The sequence below is a fragment of the Streptomyces sp. NPDC104761 genome (assembly GCF_055583445.1).
In genome coordinates this window covers 1-18322 of sequence record NZ_JBVJNZ010000004.1, presented here as the reverse complement: position 1 = coordinate 18322, position 18322 = coordinate 1, and the positions used below count along the sequence as shown (strand labels likewise).

Below are 18322 nucleotides of genomic sequence, written 5' to 3'. Positions count from 1 at the left end.
GTCAGCGCCTCGCTTCGGCGTACGCCTTGGCGTGGTTCAGGGTGGCGCGGCTGTTGGTGCTGAGCGCGCCCTGCACGTACTCCCGGGCCTCGGCGACGCCCGCCTCGGGACCGAGGATCTTCGCGATGTTCTCGGGGCGCAGCACGACGGTGTGCTGCGACGAGGCGAAGGTGCCCTCGTCGGTCTCGCGGAAGGTCCAGTAGCCGGTGTGCAGGTTCATCAGGGCCGGCAGGGTGGTCTGCTTGTAGGCGATCTTCCGGCCGTCGAGGCAGACCCGGTACGACTTGGTGGTGTGCGTCGAGCCGTCCTTGGCGCGGGTGTCCATCTCCAGGGTCTGCAGGCCCGGGGTGTCCTCGGTGAGCCGGACGGTCGCCACGTGCGGCAGCCGCTCGGACCAGCGGTCGGCCTCGTTGACGAAGTCGTAGAGGTCCTTGGCGGCCCCGTCGACCCGCACGGTGTCCTCGAAGGAGAACGTCAGCTCCTCCGACGCGGTGGCGAGTTCGACGTTCGTCTTCAGCGCGGCCAGCTCCGAGCGGGAGTTGCGGTCGACCGCCTCGTCGATCCAGGCCAGGCCGGCCGGGTCGTCGCCGACGGCGGTGTAGTCGTGCAGCAGCCGCACCCGCGAGGCCCCCTCGCCGGCGGGCTCGATGATCCAGGTGCCGCCCATGCTCGCGACGGGCGGGGTGGAGACGGTCTGGCGGAAGGTGATCCGCAGGCCCTCGGGGTCCAGGACGCGACGCGAGGTCCAGTTCTTGGCCTCGCCGTTGGCGGTGGCCCAGATCCCGATCAGCTCCTCGTTCCCGGAGCGCTCCAGGTGGTCGACGTAGATGGTCGGCGGGAAGATCCGCGGCCAGTTGGCCACGTCGGCGATCAGCCGGTAGACCTCGGCGGCCGGCGCCGAGACCGTGATCTCGTGCTCGACTTCCTTCGGCTCGGACATGGGTGAACTCCTAGAGGGTGCCGGGGTTTTCAGAAGTTGCCGAGGCCGCCGCAGACGTTGAGGGCCTGCGCGGTGATGGACGCGGCGGTGTCGGAGGCGAGGTAGCCGACGAGACCGGCGACCTCCTCGGGGGTGGAGTAGCGGCCGAGCGGGATCTTCGCCGTGAACTTGTCGAGGATGGCGTCCTCGCTGGTGTCGTAGGCGGCGGCGTAACCGGCGCGCACCCGCTGCGCCATGGGCGTCTCCACGTACCCCGGGCAGACGGCGTTGACGGTGATGCCGGTGGGGGCCAGCTCGTTGCCGAGGGCCTTGGTGAAACCGACCACGCCGTGCTTGGAGGCGGAGTACGGCGCCCCGAGCACGACGCCCTGCTTCCCGGCCGTGGACGCGATGTTGATGATCCGCCCGCGGCTCTTCTCCCGCATGCCGCCGGTGGTGAGGGCGGCGCGAGTGAGGCGGAAGACGCTGTTGAGGTTGGTCTCGACGACGTCGTACCAGAGCTCGTCGTCGATGTCGGCGGTCACGCCGCCGCCGGAGCGGCCGGCGTTGTTGACCAGCACGTCGACGGTGCCGTACCGCTCGACGGCAGCGCGCACGAAGTTCTCTATGGACAGCGCGGACCGCACGTCGAGGGTGGCACCGTCGACGTCGAGCCCTTCCTCGCGCAGTTCCTTCACGGTCCGCTCGACGTTCCCGGCGTCACGGGAGCCGATGAAGACGCGGTGGCCCTGCTGGGCCAGCAGCCGCGCCGAGGCGAGACCGATTCCGCTGGTGGCCCCGGAGACCAGGGCGACCCTCTGCTGCTGTTCGGACATGTCTGCAGCTCCCTTTCAGGGCATGGGGGAGCCGCCGGCGCCCGGTCAGGACGGGCGCCGGCGGCCGGAGGGGGTGGGGAGAAGGTCAGGCAGCGGCGGCGACGTCACCGAGCTGCGCGTTGACGACGGCGAGCAGCTCGCGGGGCGTCCTGGCCTCGGTCACCACGGTGTCGTCCAGCGTGATGTCGTACTCCCGCTCGATGCGCCCGCAGGTCTCCAGGATGGCGAGGGACTCGTAGCTGAGCTCCTCGAAGTCGGTGTCGAGGATGTCCCCGTCGAGATCGACGCTCTCATCGGCGCCGGCGGCCTCCAGCAGGATCCGCTTGAGGTCGTCGAGGGTGAAGGACTGGGTGGCCACGGTGATCTTCCTTTCACGACTGAGAATGAAAACGCCCGCCCTGCCGGCCCCGGACGTGGGAGAGAGGAAGGGGGCCGGGAGGACGGACGGGTCTCTTTGATTCACGGGGGGCTGGGGGGGTGGGGACGCTCACCGGCGCTTGCCGGGTGCCGCCGCGCCCACCCGTGCCGCCCCAGCGGCAGGACTGCCCGCGGCTGGGGCAGCGCCCCGTAGGGGCGCGGGGAACTGCGCGACCGGCCACGACGAACCCGCAGCCGCGCGACCGCACGGGCTCCACGGTCGTGGGCGGCACGCCTGCCCGCAGCCATGCATGGAGGACGCGGCTGGGCAGCGCCCTCCAGGGGCGCGGGGAACTCCGCGACCGGCCACGACGAACCCGCAGCTGCGCCACGGTCCGAACCCCTACGGCGGGAGCGCTACGCCCGTACGACCATCGCCGAGTTGAACCCGGCGTACCCCCGCGCCAGCACCAGCGCCGTCCGTACCTCCGTCAGGCGCGGCTCACCGACCACCAGGTCGAGGTCGTAGCCGGCCTCCGGCGAGACGTTCACCGTCGCCGGCACCACCCCGTCCCGGACGGCGAGCAGCGCCGTGGCGACGTCCAGCGGCGCCGCTCCCGAGTACAGCCGCCCGGTCATCGTCTTCGGCGCCGTCACCGGCACCCCGTGCGGCCCGAACACGTCGGCGATCGCATCGGCCTCCACCCGGTCCAGCTCCGGCACGGCCGCCGCGTCGGCGAACACCACGTCGACGTCGGCCGCGTCCGCCCCCGCGTCCGCGAGGGCCAGCTCGATCGCCTTGCGCAGCCCGGGCGGCCGCCCGCTCCCCGGTGCCGGGTCGAACGTCGCGCCGTACCCCGCGATCTCCCCGTACACCCGGGCACCGCGCCGTACGGCCGTCTCCTCGGCCTCCAGGATCAGGATCGCGCCGCCCTCGCCGGCCACGTGCCCGGCCGCCGCGGAGTCGAACGGCAGGTAGGACCGGTCCGGCTCCTCCGACGTGGACAGCCGGTCGCTGGCGAGCTGCGCCACCCACCCCCACGGGCAGATGGACGCGTCGATCGCACCGGAGACGATGAGCCGCGTCCCCTTGCGGATCTGCCGGCGCGCGTGCGCGAGGGCTTCGAGGCCGCCCGCCTGGTCGGAGACGACGACTCCGCTGGGGCCCTTCATGCCGTTGCGGATGGAGATCTGACCGCTGTTGACGGCGTAGAACCAGGCGAACGACTGGTATGCCGAGACGAACTGGCTGCCCTGGCTCCACAGCTTCTGCAGCTCCCCCTGCCCGAACTCGAAGCCGCCGGAGGAGCTGGCGGTGACGACGCCCATGTCGTAGGCGGGCAGGTCGGCCGGAGTGACCTCCGCGTCGGCCAGCGCCCAGTCCGTCGCGACGAGCGCGAGGCGGGTCATGTGGTCGGTCTGGGCGAGCAGCCGGTTCGGCAGATGCTCCGCGGCGCTGAACCCGGGCACCTCGCCCGCCAGCTTCGCCGGATACCCGGACGGGTCGAACCGCGTGATGCGGCCGATCCCGCTCTTCCCGGCGCGGGCGGCCGCCCAGTAGTCGGTCGTGCCAAGGCCGTTGGGCGCGGCGATGCCGAGCCCGGTCACCACGGTCCGCGTGCTCATGCGGCCGCGCTCCTCTCCGGTCGGGCGAGCACCATCGCGCTCTGGAAGCCACCGAACCCGCTGCCCACGGTGAGCACCGCGTCGGTGCGGTGCTCGCGGGCGGTGAGCGGGACGTAGTCCAGGTCGCACTCGGGGTCGGGGGTGTGCAGGTTGGCCGTCGGGGGCACGACGTTGTGCTCCATGGCGAGGACGGACGCGGCGATCTCGATGGAGCCGATCGCGCCGAGCGAGTGCCCGACCATCGACTTGATCGAGGAGACCGGGGTCCGGTAGGCGTGGTCGCCGAGGCTCTTCTTGAACGCGGCGGTCTCGTGCCGGTCGTTCTGCTTGGTGCCGGAGCCGTGCGCGTTGATGTAGTCGATCGCCTCGGGGCCGAGGCGGGCCTCGTCGAGGGCGACCGTGATGGCCTCGGCCATCTCCGCGCCGTCGGGCCGCAGCCCGGTCATGTGGAAGGCGTTGCATCGGGAGGCGTACCCGGCGATCTCGGCGTAGATGTGCGCCCCGCGCGCCCGCGCCCCCTCCAGTTCCTCCAGGACGAACACGGCAGACCCCTCCCCCAGCACGAACCCGTTGCGGGTGCCGTCGAAGGGGCGGGAGGCGTGCTCGGGGTCGTCGTTGCGCGGGGTGGTGGCCTTGATGGCGTCGAAGCAGGCCAGGGTGATCGGGGAGATCGGGGCGTCGGTGGCGCCGGCGATCATCGCGCAGGCCGAGCCCTCCCGGATCAGCTCCACCGCGTGCCCGACGGAGTCGAGGCCCGAGGTGCAGCCGGTGGAGACCACCGTGGCGGCGCCCTCCGCGCCCACCGCCCAGGCGACCTCCGCCGCGAACGAGCTGGGCACCAGGTAGTTGTAGAGGTGCGGGACGGCGTAGGTGTGGTCGACGAGGTCGAGCCGGCCGCCGTCGCTGACCACCCGGTACTCCTGGTCGAGCCCCATGGTCGCGCCGACCGCGCTGCCGATGGTGACCCCGACCCGGTAGGGGTCGGCGCCGGACAGGTCGAGCCCGCTGTCGGCGAGGGCCTCGCGGGCGCTGACGACGGCCAGCTGGGCCGCCCGGTCCATCCGCCGTATCTCCTGCGGGCTCAGCCCGTGCTCCTCGGGGTCGAAGTCGACCTCGGCGGCGACCCGGGACCGGAAGGAGGACGGGTCGAAGAAGGTGATGCCGCGGGTCGCGGTGCGGCCCTCGCTGAGCAGGTTCCAGAAGTTCTTGGTGCCGACACCGCCGGGGGCGATGACGCCGACCCCGGTGATGACCACTCGCCTGGCGTTCACGCCCGGCCCTCCCAGTCGTAGAAGCGCGTGGCGACCGCGTCGGCGGGAGACCGCCAGGTGGCGGGGTCGTACGCCTGGATGAACGGCTTGAGGTCCTCACTGATCCGCACGAACCGCGCGTCGGTCTTGGCCTCCTCGATCAGCTCACCGCCGTTGTCGGTGTCGAAGTGCTGGAGGTGGAAGTACAGCCCGCGGTAGGCGAAGAGCTCCCGGCGCCGGGTGCCCATCAGGTGCGGCATCTCGGTCCGGTCGAACTCCCCGAACAGCCGCGCGACTTCCGCGCTGCTCCCCGGTTCCATCCGGGCGACGATCAGAGTGCTGTGCATGGGTTCACTCCTTGAAAGAGTCCAGCAAAAAGCGCCCCTTGAGGGGCGCGGGGAACTGCGCGACAAGCCACGACGGCGCCGCACCCGCGCGACGACGGATCACGGCACTCTCGGCGGCGTCCTCACCGCTCCGGCCCGAACCACCGCTCCAGGGCCATCGGCAGATCCGCATGACTACCCGGCGCAGCCCAGGCCACGTACCCGTCCGGCCGCACCAGCACAGCCGTGGTACCCGCGAGCGAGCCGTCGGCCGCCTCCGCCGTCACCACGTCCACCCGGTCCCGCCAGGCCCAGGCCCGCTCCCGCAGCCGCGCGTTGTCGGCGAGGTCGAGCAGCACACCCCGCCCGCCGCGCAGCGCCTCGGTGCTGGAGGCCACCCTCTTGTGCCCGGCGAGCGGCACGTTCGGCAGCCGTCGGCCGAGCAGCGGATGGCCGCCCCCGTCGACGTCGTAGTGGATCTCGAGGCCGGACACCATCGCCGCCAGGTGCCTGCCGACCTCCGGATACCGGATCAGCTCGTTCAGCACGTCCCGCAGCGGCTGCACCTCGGGACCGGACAGGAACAGCAGCCCCTGCGCCCGGGTGTTCATCATCAGCCGCTCCCCGACCGGGTGCCGTTCGTCGTGGTACGTGTCGAGCAGCGTCTCCGGCGCCCGTCCCCGCACCACCGCACCCAGCTTCCAGCCGAGGTTCACGGCGTCCTGGATGCTGGTGTTCATGCCCTGCCCGCCGGCCGGCAGGTGGATGTGCGCGGAGTCGCCGGCGAGCAGGATCCGGCCGCGCCGGTACTCGGTGACGAGCCGCGTGCCGTCGCCGAACGACGACACCCACACCGCCTCGGCGTGCGAGATGTCGTCGCCGGTCAGCCGCTGCCAGGCCGCCGCGGCCTCCGCCCAGGTCGGCGGCTTGTCGCGGCGCTGCGGCGGGGTGCCGCGCTCGCAGATGATCAGCCGGGTGGTGCCGCCGGGCAGCGGGCCGACCATGACCATCCCGCCGGGCAGGGTCTCCCCGATCATCCGGGGCTCCAGTTCGATGCCCTTCACGTCGGCGAGGTACATCTCCAGCGTCGACGGCGTTCCCGGGAAGTCGAAACCGGCGGCCTTGCGGATGGTCGAGCGGCCGCCGTCGCAGCCCACCAGGTACTCGGCGCGCAGCCGGTGCACGCCCTCGGGGCCGCGCACCTCGACCTCGACGCTGTCCTCCTTCTCCTTGACGGACAGCACCTCGTGCCGGCGCCGGATGTCCGCGCCGAGCCGGCCGGCCCACTCCTCGAGGACGGTCTCGGTGACCGACTGCGGGATCGTTTTGGCAGCCTGGTGGGCACCGTCCAGGACGCCGAAGTCGACCGGCAGGCCGCCGAAGTGGCCCACGTTGCTGACCTCGATGTCCCCGAAGCGGGGCAGCAGTCCGCGCTGGTCGAAGACCTCCATGGTGCGGGCGGTGAAGCCGAGGCCGCGCGACTCTCCGGTGCGCGCGGGCAGCTTCTCCAGGACGATGACGTCGGCGCCCGCGAGCCGTAGCTCGCCCGCGAGCATCATGCCGGCAGGACCGGCGCCCACGACGATGACTTGTGCGTCCATGACACTCCTCGGGAACGGTTCCGTACGGCCCCGTCGGGGAGACCGTCGGCGAAGACGAACTGTCAGCGGTTGTCAGCGGCTGTCAGCGGTACAGGCGGCCGATCGCCCGGTTGGCGGCGTGCGCGGCGGCCGCGTGCCGCGGGTCGGGGGCCAGCGCCTCGTGCCGTACGGCGACTTCGGCGAGCTTGATGGCGTGCTCGTCGCCGATCTGGACGGCCTCGGCGAACAGGGCGGCCGGGTCGGGGGCGTCCGGCAGCGGGGCCGCGGGCCGGGGCACGGCGTGGAACCAGTCGAGCATCGTGCGGCTGACGGCCCGCGCCACCCGGTACGACGGCCACCGCTGCTCCGCCGGCAGGTGCTCCACCACCAGCCGTACGGCGGCGGGCCCGGTGACCGAGTGGATCAGCGGGATCGGGTGCGGGAGGGAGAGCGTGGCGTAGATCCCGGAGAACTCGGCGACGAGCTCGTCCAGCGCCCCCAGGACGTCACCGCCCTCGCCCGCGCCCTCCTGGACCACCACTCCGCCCTCGGAGTACCTGGCCGCCCAGTACCCCAGCCCGTGTGCCAGTTCGGCCAGCTGCAGGCGGCTGTCGGGCCCGGCGGTCACCACCGCCCGGACCGCGTGCGCGGTGCGGATCACGCCGTGCGTGAGCACACCGGACAGGCCGGGCAGCAGCCGGGGCCACCAGCGGGCCAGGACATCGGTCCACTCGCCCTCGGCCAGCTCCCGCTCGAACAGGGCGGTCCAGTCGGCGACCCGGCCGAACGCGCCGAGCGCCTGCCGCCAGTCGGCCTCGTCGGCCGGGTCGAGGGCGAACCGCCGCTCGGGCACGTCGTGGAAGGTGTGGCCGCGCAGATGGCCCTCCACCCAGCCGGGCACCTCGTCGGCGTACCCCATGTGGGCCAGGGCCTCGGCGGCCATCGGCGCGTGGTTGACGAAGCTGCGCCCGTGCTCGTACCCCACGGAACGCAGCCGCTCCAGGGCACCGTTCATGGCGTCGGAATAGGTGAGTGCTGCCACAACGATCAGTCCTCGATGGGTCTGGATCAGTCCTTGATGTCGCAGACCGCGGCACCGGCGGCGAGGGCCTGGCCCACCTCGGCGGCGATCCCGGTCACGGTGCCGGAGCGGTGCGCGGTGAGCGGCTGCTCCATCTTCATGGCCTCGAGTACGACGACCAGGTCGCCCTTCTCGACCGTCTGCCCTTCGGCCACGGCGACCTTGACGACGGTGCCCTGCATGGGGGAGGTGAGCGTGTCCCCGGAGGCGGCGGGCGCGGCACCGCCGGCGGTGCGGCGGCGGGACCGGGGCGCGGCGGCGGCCGCCACGAGCGTCCGGTCGGGCACCCTTCCCAGCACCGCCGGCAGCGAGACCTCGAGACGGTGCCCGCCGACCTCGACGACCACCGTCTCGCGCCCGGCCTGCTCGGTCTCGGCACCGGCGGCCGGGGCCGCCGCGAAGGCCTCGATCTTGTTGACGAACTCGGTCTCGATCCAGCGGGTGTGGATGCGGAAGGGGGCCGCGGTGAAGGCCGGGTCCCTGACGACCGCGCGGTGGAAGGGGATCGCCGTGGCCATCCCCTCGACGCGGAACTCGTCGAGCGCCCGCGCGGCCCGCTCCAGCGCCTCGGCACGGGTGCGGCCGGTGACGATCAGCTTGGCGAGGAGCGAGTCCCAGGCCGGGCCGATCACGCTGCCCGACTCCACGCCGGCGTCCAGCCGTACCCCCGGACCCGACGGCGGCTCGAAGACCGTCACCGTGCCGGGGGCGGGCAGGAAGCCCCGGCCGGGGTCCTCGCCGTTGATGCGGAACTCGAAGGAATGGCCGCGCAGCTCCGGGTCGCCGTAGCCGAGCTCCTCGCCGTCGGCGATGCGGAACATCTCGCGGACCAGGTCGATGCCGGCGACCTCCTCGGTCACCGGGTGCTCGACCTGGAGGCGGGTGTTGACCTCAAGGAAGGAGATCGTGCCGTCCTGGCCGACCAGGAACTCGCAGGTGCCCGCACCGACATAGCCGGCCTCGCGCAGGATGGCCTTGGACGCCCGGTACAGCTCCGCGGTCTGCTCCGGGGTCAGGAACGGTGCCGGAGCCTCCTCCACCAGTTTCTGGTGGCGGCGCTGCAGCGAGCAGTCACGGGTCGATACGACCACGACGTTGCCGTACCGGTCCGCGAGGCACTGCGTCTCCACGTGCCGCGGCCGGTCCAGGTAGCGCTCCACGAAGCACTCGCCGCGTCCGAAGGCGGCCACCGCCTCCCGCACCGCCGACTCATAGAGCTCCGGCACCTCCTCCAGGGTGCGGGCGACCTTCAGCCCGCGCCCGCCGCCGCCGAAGGCCGCCTTGATGGCGATCGGCAGGCCGTGCTCCTCGGCGAACGCCACGACCTCGTCGGCGCCGCTCACCGGGTCCGGGGTCCCGGCCACCAGCGGGGCGCCGGCGCGCTGGGCGATGTGCCGGGCGGCCACCTTGTCGCCCAGGTCGCGGATGGCCTGCGGCGGCGGGCCGATCCAGGTCAGGCCCGCGTCCAGGACCGCCTGCGCGAACTCGGCGTTCTCCGAGAGGAAGCCGTAGCCGGGGTGGACCGCGTCCGCGCCGGTCTCCCGGGCGGCCCGCAGGACCTTGCCGATGTCCAGGTAGCTGGTGGCCGGGGTGTCACCGCCCAGCGCGAAGGCCGCGTCGGCGGCCCGGACGTGCAGGGCGTCGCGGTCCGGGTCCGCGTAGACGGCGACGCTCGACATCCCGGCGTCCCGGCAGGCTCTGGCCACGCGTACGGCTATCTCGCCACGGTTGGCGATGAGCACCCTGCGCATGTCAGGACGCCTGCCGGGCGTGCTGGAAGCGGTCCGCGCCGGTCTCCAGCGGGCCCAGGGAGCCGTCGAAGAAGATCAGCGGTTCCAGGCCGTGCTCGGGGACGCCCAGCTCCACCACCTCGCCGATGACGATGTCGTGGTCCCCTGCGGTGTGCACGTCGACCGTGGTGCAGGTCAGGTGGGCGAGGGCCTCGCTGAGCACGGGCAGCCCGTCCTCGGTGAAGTGGTGCGGCACGCCCTCGAAGGCGCCGGCGCCGGAGGTGGCCCGGCGTCCGGCGAAGTGCCGGGCCAGCGGCTGCTGCCGTCCTGACAGGAAGTTGACCGTAAAGCCGCCGCTGCGCTCCAGGAGCGTGTGCAGCCGGGACTGGTGGTGCAGACAGAACAGCACCAGCGGGGGTTCCAGCGAGACCGAGGTGAACGAGTTGACGGTGGTGCCGTCCGCGTCGCCGTCGGGGCCGGTGGTGATGACCGTGACGCCGGTCGTGAACAGGCCGCACACGCGGCGCAGATCCAGCGGTTCGACGGGCCGGGTCTCTTCGGCGCGGGTCAGCGACCGCGCTGCTGCGGACATGCGGATCCCTTTCTGGCTTGGCTGGGAGGGGTCAGAGGAGCTTGCGGACCTTCGCACCGGCCTTGAGGATGCCGAGCAGGAACTCGCGGCCGACGCTGTTCATCTCGGCAGGGGCCTCGACGGAGGCCCAGTACAGGAAGCGGGCCATGGTCAGCGTGGAGGGGTAGATGAACCGCTTCTCCTCGTCCTTCCAGCCGAAGACCGGGTTGACGACCGGGGACTCCTTGAGCAGCCCGAAGACGATGTCGGCGGCCTCGTCGCCGGTGAGCGCGCCGGCCTCGTACTTCTCGCAGGTCTCGGCGGTGGCCTCCAGGATCCGCTTGAAGGAGTCGCTCTGCGGCCACCACAGGCCGGGGTGGGACACGTTCTCCAGCTCGTCGAAGTGGCGGGTGTCGTGGTCCTTGAAGTGCTTGAGGCGGGCCCGGGTCAGCCGCATGGTGCCGGGGGTGATGAAGGAGCCCCAGACCCGGAAGACCGCGTTCCAGAGCCGGAAGTGCGAGAAGGCGATGAAGGAGCTGTTGACCAGGTCGTCGTTGTACTGGAGCAGACCCTGCTCGACGCGCTCGACGTACTCGAAGCGCTCGGCGGAGAAGTCGCCGTCCTCGAGGGCGGGGATCAGCCGGGAGGTGAGCGCGTCGACGACCTCCATGGTGTTGGACAGGCCGCGGGAGAACAGCGGGTCGAGGAAGCCGGCCGCGTGCGACATCAGGCACCAGCGGTCGCCGATGGTCTGCTTGGAGGAGTACTGCAGCCGGTCGGTGGAGATCCACTCGCGGACCCGGGTGGCGCCGTCGAACTGGCGCTTTACCGCCGGGTACTTGTCGAGGAAGGACTGGAACTCCTGCTCCGGGGTGAGGTCCTTCGGCTTGGGGTAGGTGCGCTCGTCCATCGTCAGGCCGACGCTGCACAGCGGGTTGCGGGACTTGGGGTGGTTGTCGAAGGGGATGATCCAGAACCAGCCGCGCTCGATGAGGTGGTGCATGGTGCCGGTGTGCCAGTCGGCCGGCGGGCGCAGGTCCTGGGGGTGGCCGCTGACGTCGTCGAACCGCTTGATGCCGACGTAGTGCGTGAACATCGAGCGGGAGTGGTGCTTGAAGCGGGCGGTGGGCTTGTCGCGCAGGTCGAACTTGTCGGCGAGCGGGGAGCGGAAGCCGGAGGCGTCCACCAGGTACTTGGCCCGGTACCGCTCGGGCTCGGCGCCGGGGGCGGCGCTGCGTCCGAGGACGGTGACGCCGTCGTCGTCGAAGTCGACCTCGTTCGCACGCCAGTTCTGCCGGGGGGTGCAGCCGTACTTGACGGCGACGTGGAACATGAAGGAGTCGCTGTCCTGCCGGAACATGTGGCTGTTCTGGTGGAATATCTTCGGCAGGGCGAGCTGGGTGGCCTCGCGCGGGTTCGGCTCTTTTCCGACCTCGTGCTTCATGAAGCCGAAGTGGGCCTTCGTGCCGAAGGTCGGGCCGATGTCGCGGGTGGAGGCCTCGACGCTCGCGAGGCTTTTCAGCTCGGGAATGTCGTGGCGTTCGGCGAGGATGTGGATCCATTCCACGAGCTGCGGGGTCATGGACTCGCCGATGGCGAAGCGCGGGTGCGCGGCGGCGTCGACCAGCAGCACCTTGGCGCCGTGCTTGGCCAGGACGGCACCGGTGACGGAGCCGGCGAGACCCGAGCCGAGGATGATGACGTCGAAGGTCATGTCCTCGGGTGTGCGCGCCGGTTCCGGCGCGCCGTCGGTCTTCTGGGCGACCATGACTGTCTCCTTCGTCGAGGGGCGGTGCGCAACGGGAAATCAGCATGAAAAAAGGCCCCTCGCGGCCCTTCCGCAAGGAATTCGGAAGGGCGGTGCGAAGAGCCTGGGAAAGGGTCCGGAAAAGGGCACGGAGTATCCGCTGAATTAAGCGTGACATCCTTTGGCCAGAGGGTCAACCCCTGGCGGAAACGGATGACTTGGTGTTCTCGGCGAATGCCGGACCTGAATGTGTCGGGGCGAGGAGTTTCAGCAGGAGTTCCCGCAGTTCGTCCTCGCCGCCGGGGCCGAGCATGGCGGAGACGTCCGCGGCGAGCTCCGCGACGGCCCGGGCCACGACACCGAGCTGCTCGCGGCCGAGGTCGGTGACTTCGAGGGCGTAGCGGCGCCGGTCGTGCGGGTCGCGGCCGCGGCGCACCAGGCCCAGCCTGACGAGTTCGTCGACGAGCTGGGAGGCGGCGGGTCCGGTGATGGCGAGCAGTTCGGCGAGCCGCTGCTGGGCGATGGGCCCGAGCACGTCCAGGGCGGACAGCGGGCCGTAGTGCCGCACCCGCAGACCGGTGCCGGCCAGCTTGTCGTCGCCGTGCTTGCGCAGCCGGTGGTGGGCCTGGCCGACCAGGTACTCGGTGCCCTGCACGAGGGGCTGCGCGGACTCGGGCAGCAGCCGGCCCAGCAGCTCGTCGAGCCGGGCGGTCTCCTCGTCCGTCAGTACGGCGGTGAGCCGGGCGTCCCGCTCGGCGACCGCCCGCCGGCTGGCCTCGACGGCCTCGCGCCCCTTGTCGGTCAGGGAGAGCACGTACTGGCGCCGGTTGTCGGGGTTGCGGGTGCGCCGGACCTCGCCGCGGGCCTCCAGGCGGTCGATGACGCCGACCATGATGGTGCGGTTGATGCCGAGCCGCTCGGCGAGGTCGAGCTGGGACTCCCAGTCGCGGCCGGTGAGCGCGTCGAGGACCAGGAAGTCGCGGGGGTCGCTGCCGCCGCCGTCGTCGGTGGCGGCGAACTGCGCGTAGACGCGGCGCAGGAGGTAGCCGATGAAGTCGGTGAGCGCGTCCGGGAGGACGCCTGGGACCTCCGCGGTCTGCTCGGCCCGGGTCACCGGACCGCGATCGTCGTCGCTCTCGTACCGCAAGACAGCACCTCCTGCCCGAGTATATCGACGGCCCCCGACCAGTACCGGTACCGGCGCGGCGCCGGGGAACCGGCGGCCCCGCCCGGGTCGTCAGGGCGGGGCCGCCGGGGTCGGTCACAGGGCGACGGGCGGGTGCTCGGCGTCCTGGTGCTGGGGGCGGGTGCCCGGGAGGGTGGCCAGGGCCACGATCAGGGCCAGCAGGTAGAAGCCGCCGCCGAGCAGGAACCCGTACGAGTAGCCGGTGGTGAGGGCGTGCGGGACGCTGCCCGGCAGCTCGTGGTCGGTGATGGCGGTGGCCGCCGCGGCGAGGGCCGCCAGGCCGATGGCGCCGCCGATCTGCTGGGCGGTGTTGACCAGTCCGGAGGCCGCGCCGGTGGCCTGCGGGGCGACCCCGCGGACACTGACGATGGTGACGGCCACGAAGACCATGCCGAGGCCGAGACCGGCCACCAGCTGGGCCGGCAGCAGCGCGGCCCACGGGGTCTGACCGGGCTCGATGAAGCTGAACCAGACCATGCCGGCGGTGCCGATCAGCAGACCGAGGGCGATCACGTTGCGCTCGGGCAGCTTGGCGAGCAGCTGCGGGCCGACACCGCCGGCCGCGATGCCCATGCCGAGGGCGAAGGGCAGGTAGGCGACGCCGGTGACCATCGGGGCGTAGCCCTTGACGAGCTGCATGTAGAGGGTGAGGAAGTAGAAGGTGGCGAGCATGCCCGCGCCGACCAGGAACATGATCAGGTTGGCGCCGACGCGGCTCTTGTCGGCGAGCACCCCGCTCGGGATCATCGGCGCCTTGCTCGCGCGCTGGATCAGGACGAAGGCGAGGATCAGGACGAGCGCTGCGCCCAGCGCGGTCAGGGTGACGCTGTCGCCGAAGCCCTTGTCGCCGGCGCGGTTGATGGCGTAGACGAGCGAGCCGAAGCCCAGGGTGGCGGTGAGCGCGCCGGGCACGTCGACCTTGCCGCGCTCGCGCTCGCCCTCGACGAGGACGCCGGTGCCGAACAGGACGGCCAGGGCGATCGGGATGTTCACGAACATCACCCAGCGCCAGCTCAGGTACTCGGTGAGCGCGCCGCCGAGCAGCAGGCCGACGACCGAACCGAGGCCGCCCATCGCGCCGTAGACACCGAGCGCCTTGTTGCGGGCGGGGCCGGCCGGGAAGGTGGTGGCCAGCAGCGACAGGGCGGTGGGCGCGGCGATGGCGGCGCCCGCACCCTGGATCACACGGGCGGCGATGAGCAGTTCGCCGCTCTGGGCGAGGCCGCCGAGCAGCGAGGCGGCGGTGAACAGCACCAGGCCGGTGCGGAAGACCCGGCGGCGGCCGAAGAGGTCACCGGCGCGGCCGCCGGCCAGCAGCAGACCGCCGAAGGCCAGGGCGTAGGCGGTGACGATCCAGCCGAGGCCGGACTCGCTGAGCCCGAGGGCGCTCTGCATGCTGGGCAGGGCGACGGCGACGATCGTGTTGTCGAGGACGAGCATGAGCTGGGCCGCGGCGATCACGAGTAACGCGAGTCCGAGCTTGCCGTCCTGCTGCGGCGGGGCCGCGGCCTTGGGGACGGCCTGAGTGCGGTCTTGCAGCGACATGAGATGTCTCCGTGTCTGTCTCAGGGTTGGGGGGTGTCGGGCGGAGCGGAACCCGGGGGGATCCGGTCAGCGGCTGGTGGTGGCGGTCCTGGGGGTCCAGATGGCGAGGTCCTCGTAGGCCTTGCGCCAGTCGTTCTCGTAGGCGTTGCGCAGCGGCTCGGGCATCTTGCCGAGGATGTGCGCGACCTTCGCGGCGTCGATGTCGTCGAGCATCCAGGGCAGGTAGCGGGCGGAGTCGTCGCCGATCCGGGTGCGCTGTTCGGCGGAGAAGTCCTGCCACTGCTCCTGGGAGAGCGTGATGTCCATCAGCTGCAGCGCGTCCCGCTCCTCGTGGTCGAGGTGGGCGCCGAGCTTGGTGTGGAGGGTGTCGGTCAGGCCGGTCAGGCGCTCCAGGCCGGAGTCGCGGTCGGCGAGGGCGGCGTCGATGTCGGCGAGCAGCGGGTCGATGACGCCGTGCTCGGCCTCCATGTCCGCGAGCAGGGCCAGTTCGGAGCTCTGGCCGGCCAGCGCGGTCTCCATGACCGGCCAGATCTTCACGTCCTCGGAGGTGTGGTGGACGGTCAGGAACTTCTTGAAGAGCTCCCAGCCGACCGCGGTGCTCAGGACGTGCCGGGGGTCCTCGTCGACCCGCGCGGTGATCCGGGCGATCCGCTCCAGCTCGCGGCGGAGCGCGTCGTGGATGGCGAACATCATCGTCATGTCGAGGTTCTTGAAGTCCTGGCTCATCGTTCTCTCCCTCACTGCCTCACTGCTGCGTCGTACTGCGAGAGTATCGTCAACTTGCTTATCCATCAAGCTTCCAACTAGCAATCTTCCAACCATCAGGGCCGGAACTGTTCGCCGGTCGGCGGCTGACGCCGCTGCCCCGCCCGCAGGCGCAGGTCAGCGGGTTCTCGCGATCTCCAGAGCGGGTTCGTCCTGGCCGGTTCCGGCCGTCTCCCGCTCGGGCTCCTCGTCGATCCCCTTGCGGATCCGGGTCAGCGCCGGGGTGGTCATGGCCGTGGTGAGCAGCGCCATCAGCACGAGGACCGTGAACAGCTCCGGCCCGATGACCCCGAGACCGAGCCCGATGTTGAGCACGATCAGCTCGGTCAGGCCACGGCAGTTCATCAGCGCGCCCAGCGACATGGAGTCCCGCCAGTCCCGGCCGGAGAGCCGTGCGGCGAGCGTGCCGCCGCCCCACTTGCCGGCCACGGCGACGGCGAGCACGGCCCCCGCCCACAGCCACTGGGTGCCGCTGCCGCCGAGCAGCCCCACGTCGGTCTTCAGACCGGTGCTGACGAAGAACAGCGGCAGCAGCACCGGCACCGCGAAGGCCCGCATCCGGGCCGCGGTGACCTCGATCCGCCGGCTGCCGCGCGGGGTGACCACGCCGAACAGGAAGGCGCCGAACAGCGCGTGCACCCCGATCCGGTCGGTGGCGAACGCGGCCAGGCTCAGCCCGCTGAACAGCACCACCAGCACGACCGCGTCGGCGTACCGGCGTTCCGCCCGCGCGGCCCACCTGGCCAGCAGCGGCCGTACGACGAGGAACATCACGGCGGCGAAGACGAGCGCGTACCCGGCGGTGGTCAGGGCCTCCAGCGGCGAGTGGCTCTTCGTCACCGCCACCACCGCGGCCAGCAGGCACCAGGCGCTGACGTCGTCCACGGCCGCGCTGGCCATGGCGAGCGCGCCGATCCGGGTCCGGTACAGGCCCCGGTCGGTGAGGATGCGGGCCAGCACCGGGAACGCGGTGATGCTCATCGACACCGCGATGAACAGCACGAACGGCAGTTTCTCGGTGCCGGGCGGAGCGAAGTCGCCGTACATGCCGAGGGCGAGCAGCGTGCCGAGCAGCAGCGGCAGCGCGATCCCGGCCTGGGACACGGCGACGGCCGTTCTGCTGTGGCCGCGCAGGGACTTCAGGTCGAGTTCGAGTCCGACGAGGAACATGAACACGAGCAGGCCGATGTTCCCGAGCACGCCGATGTAGGGCAGCGCCGACTGCGGGAACAGCCACGTCTGGGCACCGGGCCAGAGCCAGCCCAGCAGGGACGGGCCGAACAGGATGCCGACGAGTATCTCGCCGACGACGGGGGGTTGCCCGAGCCGCCTGAGCAGCTGGGCCCCGGCCCTGCAGGCGAGGATCACCACGGGCACGGCGACGAGAAGAGGGGTGAGCGGGTCGGGGGCGGCGGCAGCCATCGCGTTCTCCTCATGAAGGGGGATCAGGTGACGCGCCCCGTCAGGGGCGCTGGGGGTCCCCCCGGCCGAAGGCTGGGGGAGGAACTGCGCGATCAGCCACGACGGCGCCGCGGTCGCCCGACAACCATGCGAGGCACCGCGAAATGCGCACGAAGTGCCGCGCTCCGTGGTGGGACGGCCGCAGGTCCGACGTGGCTGGCCGCGCAGTTCCCCGCGCCCCCTTGCGGGGCGCGTTGTCGGCGCCGGAACTCTCACGTCCCGTAGGGGCGCGCGGACTTGGCGTCGCGCAGCGCCGTCGCCCACCACGTGAGCTGGTCCAGCATCAGCTTGGCCGCGGCCTCGGCACCCTCCGGCTCCGCGGGAAACGTGCCGTCGGCACCGTAGTGCTCCAGCACCCGCGGGAACGTCACGACGTCCTTCATCCCCACGCAGTGGAACTCGGCGAAGATCTGCCGCAGATGCTCGATCGCCCGCACCCCGCCCGCCATGCCGAGGCCGTAGCCGACGAACCCGACCGGCTTGGCCTGCCACTCGGTCTGGAAGCTGTCGATGAGGGTCTTCAGCGGCCCCGGAACGCTCCGGTTGTACTCCGGTACGACGACCACGTACGCCTCAGCCCCGCCCAGCCGGGGCCGCAGCGCCGCCGCCCGCGGGTCGGCCTCGTCGAGGCTCGCCGGCAGCAGGTGCTCGGCCACGTCGACCACGTCCAGGACCAGGTCGTCGCGGCGGGCGGCGACCCGCGCGAACCAGCCCGCGACGTCCGGGGCGAGCCGCCCGTCGCGGGCGGAGCCGACCAGCAGCGCCACCCGGACCGGCCGGGTGACCGGACCGGCGGCGGTCACGGCCGGGCCGCCCGCAGCCGCGCCGGTTCTGCGACCGGCGTCAGCGCGAGGAACTCGGTGGCCTCGACGCGGGAGAGGATCCGCCGGGTCAGGGCGGGCATCTTCGTCGTACCGTCGTCGGTGAAGACCACCGGCGCGGTGACCCGGATCCGGCGGCCGCGCGTGGTGATCTCGCAGCCGCCCGCCGCCAGTACGTTCTTGACCCAGTCGGAGCCCGGCCCGTACGGCAGTGTGATGACGATGTCCGCACCGCGCCGGAACAGCTTGACGGGGGTGGCGAACTCGCGCCCCGACTTGCGGCCGCGGTGGTGCACCTTCCCGAAACCGGGCAGCCGGCTGAACAGCGGCCCGACGAAGTGGTTGGCGAACCGCCGGTTGAAGCGGGCGACTTTCCTGTCGATCGGCATGTCTCAGGTCCCTCCGTAGGGCACGTCGATTCCATGGCGGCGGGGGGGGGGGGGGGGGGGGGGGGGGGGGGGGGGGGGGGGGGGGGGGGGGGGGGGGGGGGGGGGGGGGGGGGGGGGGGGGGGGGGGGGGGG

The 18322-nt window shown here is 72.0% G+C and carries 17 protein-coding genes; all 17 read right to left on the bottom strand.

The annotated features are described in order from the left end of the window. Position 1: 1 nt before the first annotated feature. Positions 2-940, bottom strand: coding sequence for an aromatase/cyclase (locus ACZ63F_RS13015; protein WP_352365666.1), 939 nt, complete (start codon positions 938-940; stop codon positions 2-4). A gap of 29 nt (positions 941-969) precedes the next feature. Next, positions 970-1755 carry a 3-oxoacyl-ACP reductase FabG gene (gene fabG, locus ACZ63F_RS13010; protein ID WP_457698370.1) on the bottom strand — a complete coding sequence of 262 codons (786 nt, stop codon included), beginning with the start codon at positions 1753-1755 and terminating at the stop codon, positions 970-972. An 85-nt stretch (positions 1756-1840) separates the two neighbouring features. Continuing rightward, positions 1841-2113 (bottom strand): acyl carrier protein, encoded by a 273-nt coding sequence (locus ACZ63F_RS13005; protein ID WP_469710577.1) that lies wholly within the window; start codon positions 2111-2113, stop codon positions 1841-1843. A gap of 416 nt (positions 2114-2529) precedes the next feature. Beyond that, positions 2530-3738 (bottom strand): ketosynthase chain-length factor, encoded by a 1209-nt coding sequence (locus tag ACZ63F_RS13000; protein ID WP_469710575.1) that lies wholly within the window; start codon positions 3736-3738, stop codon positions 2530-2532. After that, positions 3735-5009, bottom strand: a complete 1275-nt coding sequence (locus ACZ63F_RS12995; RefSeq protein ID WP_469710572.1) for a beta-ketoacyl-[acyl-carrier-protein] synthase family protein — start codon at positions 5007-5009, stop codon at positions 3735-3737. The genes ACZ63F_RS13000 and ACZ63F_RS12995 overlap by 4 nt, the downstream gene beginning before the upstream one ends. Continuing rightward, complete coding sequence (locus ACZ63F_RS12990; RefSeq protein ID WP_352365657.1) at positions 5006-5335, bottom strand: TcmI family type II polyketide cyclase; 330 nt, start codon at positions 5333-5335, stop codon at positions 5006-5008. Before ACZ63F_RS12990 ends, ACZ63F_RS12995 begins: the two co-directional genes overlap by 4 nt. 122 nt (positions 5336-5457) lie before the next feature. Further along, complete coding sequence (locus ACZ63F_RS12985) at positions 5458-6915, bottom strand: FAD-dependent monooxygenase (protein WP_469710570.1); 1458 nt, start codon at positions 6913-6915, stop codon at positions 5458-5460. Positions 6916-6997: 82 nt separating this feature from the next. Beyond that, positions 6998-7936: a hypothetical protein gene (locus tag ACZ63F_RS12980; RefSeq protein ID WP_469710568.1), complete on the bottom strand. Its 939-nt coding sequence runs from the start codon at positions 7934-7936 to the stop codon at positions 6998-7000. A 26-nt stretch (positions 7937-7962) separates the two neighbouring features. Then, a complete protein-coding gene (locus tag ACZ63F_RS12975) occupies positions 7963-9726 on the bottom strand; it encodes an acetyl/propionyl/methylcrotonyl-CoA carboxylase subunit alpha (protein WP_469710566.1) in 1764 nt (587 codons plus the stop codon). A 1-nt stretch (position 9727) separates the two neighbouring features. After that, positions 9728-10297 (bottom strand): flavin reductase family protein, encoded by a 570-nt coding sequence (locus ACZ63F_RS12970; RefSeq protein WP_469710564.1) that lies wholly within the window; start codon positions 10295-10297, stop codon positions 9728-9730. Between the two features lie 31 nt (positions 10298-10328). After that, positions 10329-12044, bottom strand: a complete 1716-nt coding sequence (locus ACZ63F_RS12965) for an NAD(P)/FAD-dependent oxidoreductase (RefSeq protein ID WP_469710563.1) — start codon at positions 12042-12044, stop codon at positions 10329-10331. A 172-nt stretch (positions 12045-12216) separates the two neighbouring features. Continuing rightward, the gene (locus ACZ63F_RS12960; protein WP_469711359.1) at positions 12217-13137 is read right to left on the bottom strand and encodes a MarR family winged helix-turn-helix transcriptional regulator; all 921 of its coding nucleotides are present in this window, start codon (positions 13135-13137) and stop codon (positions 12217-12219) included. A gap of 147 nt (positions 13138-13284) precedes the next feature. Then, entirely contained in the window at positions 13285-14754 is a 1470-nt protein-coding gene (locus ACZ63F_RS12955; RefSeq protein ID WP_469710561.1) for an MFS transporter, read from the bottom strand. 66 nt (positions 14755-14820) lie between these two features. Then, on the bottom strand, positions 14821-15480 hold the full coding sequence (locus tag ACZ63F_RS12950; RefSeq protein WP_469710559.1) for a hemerythrin domain-containing protein: 660 nt from the start codon (positions 15478-15480) through the stop codon (positions 14821-14823). Between the two features lie 156 nt (positions 15481-15636). After that, positions 15637-16941 (bottom strand): cation:proton antiporter, encoded by a 1305-nt coding sequence (locus ACZ63F_RS12945; RefSeq protein WP_469710557.1) that lies wholly within the window; start codon positions 16939-16941, stop codon positions 15637-15639. Positions 16942-17192: 251 nt separating this feature from the next. After that, complete coding sequence (locus ACZ63F_RS12940) at positions 17193-17783, bottom strand: NADPH-dependent FMN reductase (RefSeq protein ID WP_469710555.1); 591 nt, start codon at positions 17781-17783, stop codon at positions 17193-17195. Continuing rightward, on the bottom strand, positions 17780-18190 hold the full coding sequence (locus tag ACZ63F_RS12935) for a nitroreductase family deazaflavin-dependent oxidoreductase (protein WP_352365638.1): 411 nt from the start codon (positions 18188-18190) through the stop codon (positions 17780-17782). The genes ACZ63F_RS12940 and ACZ63F_RS12935 overlap by 4 nt, the downstream gene beginning before the upstream one ends. Between the last annotated feature and the right edge of the window lie 132 nt (positions 18191-18322).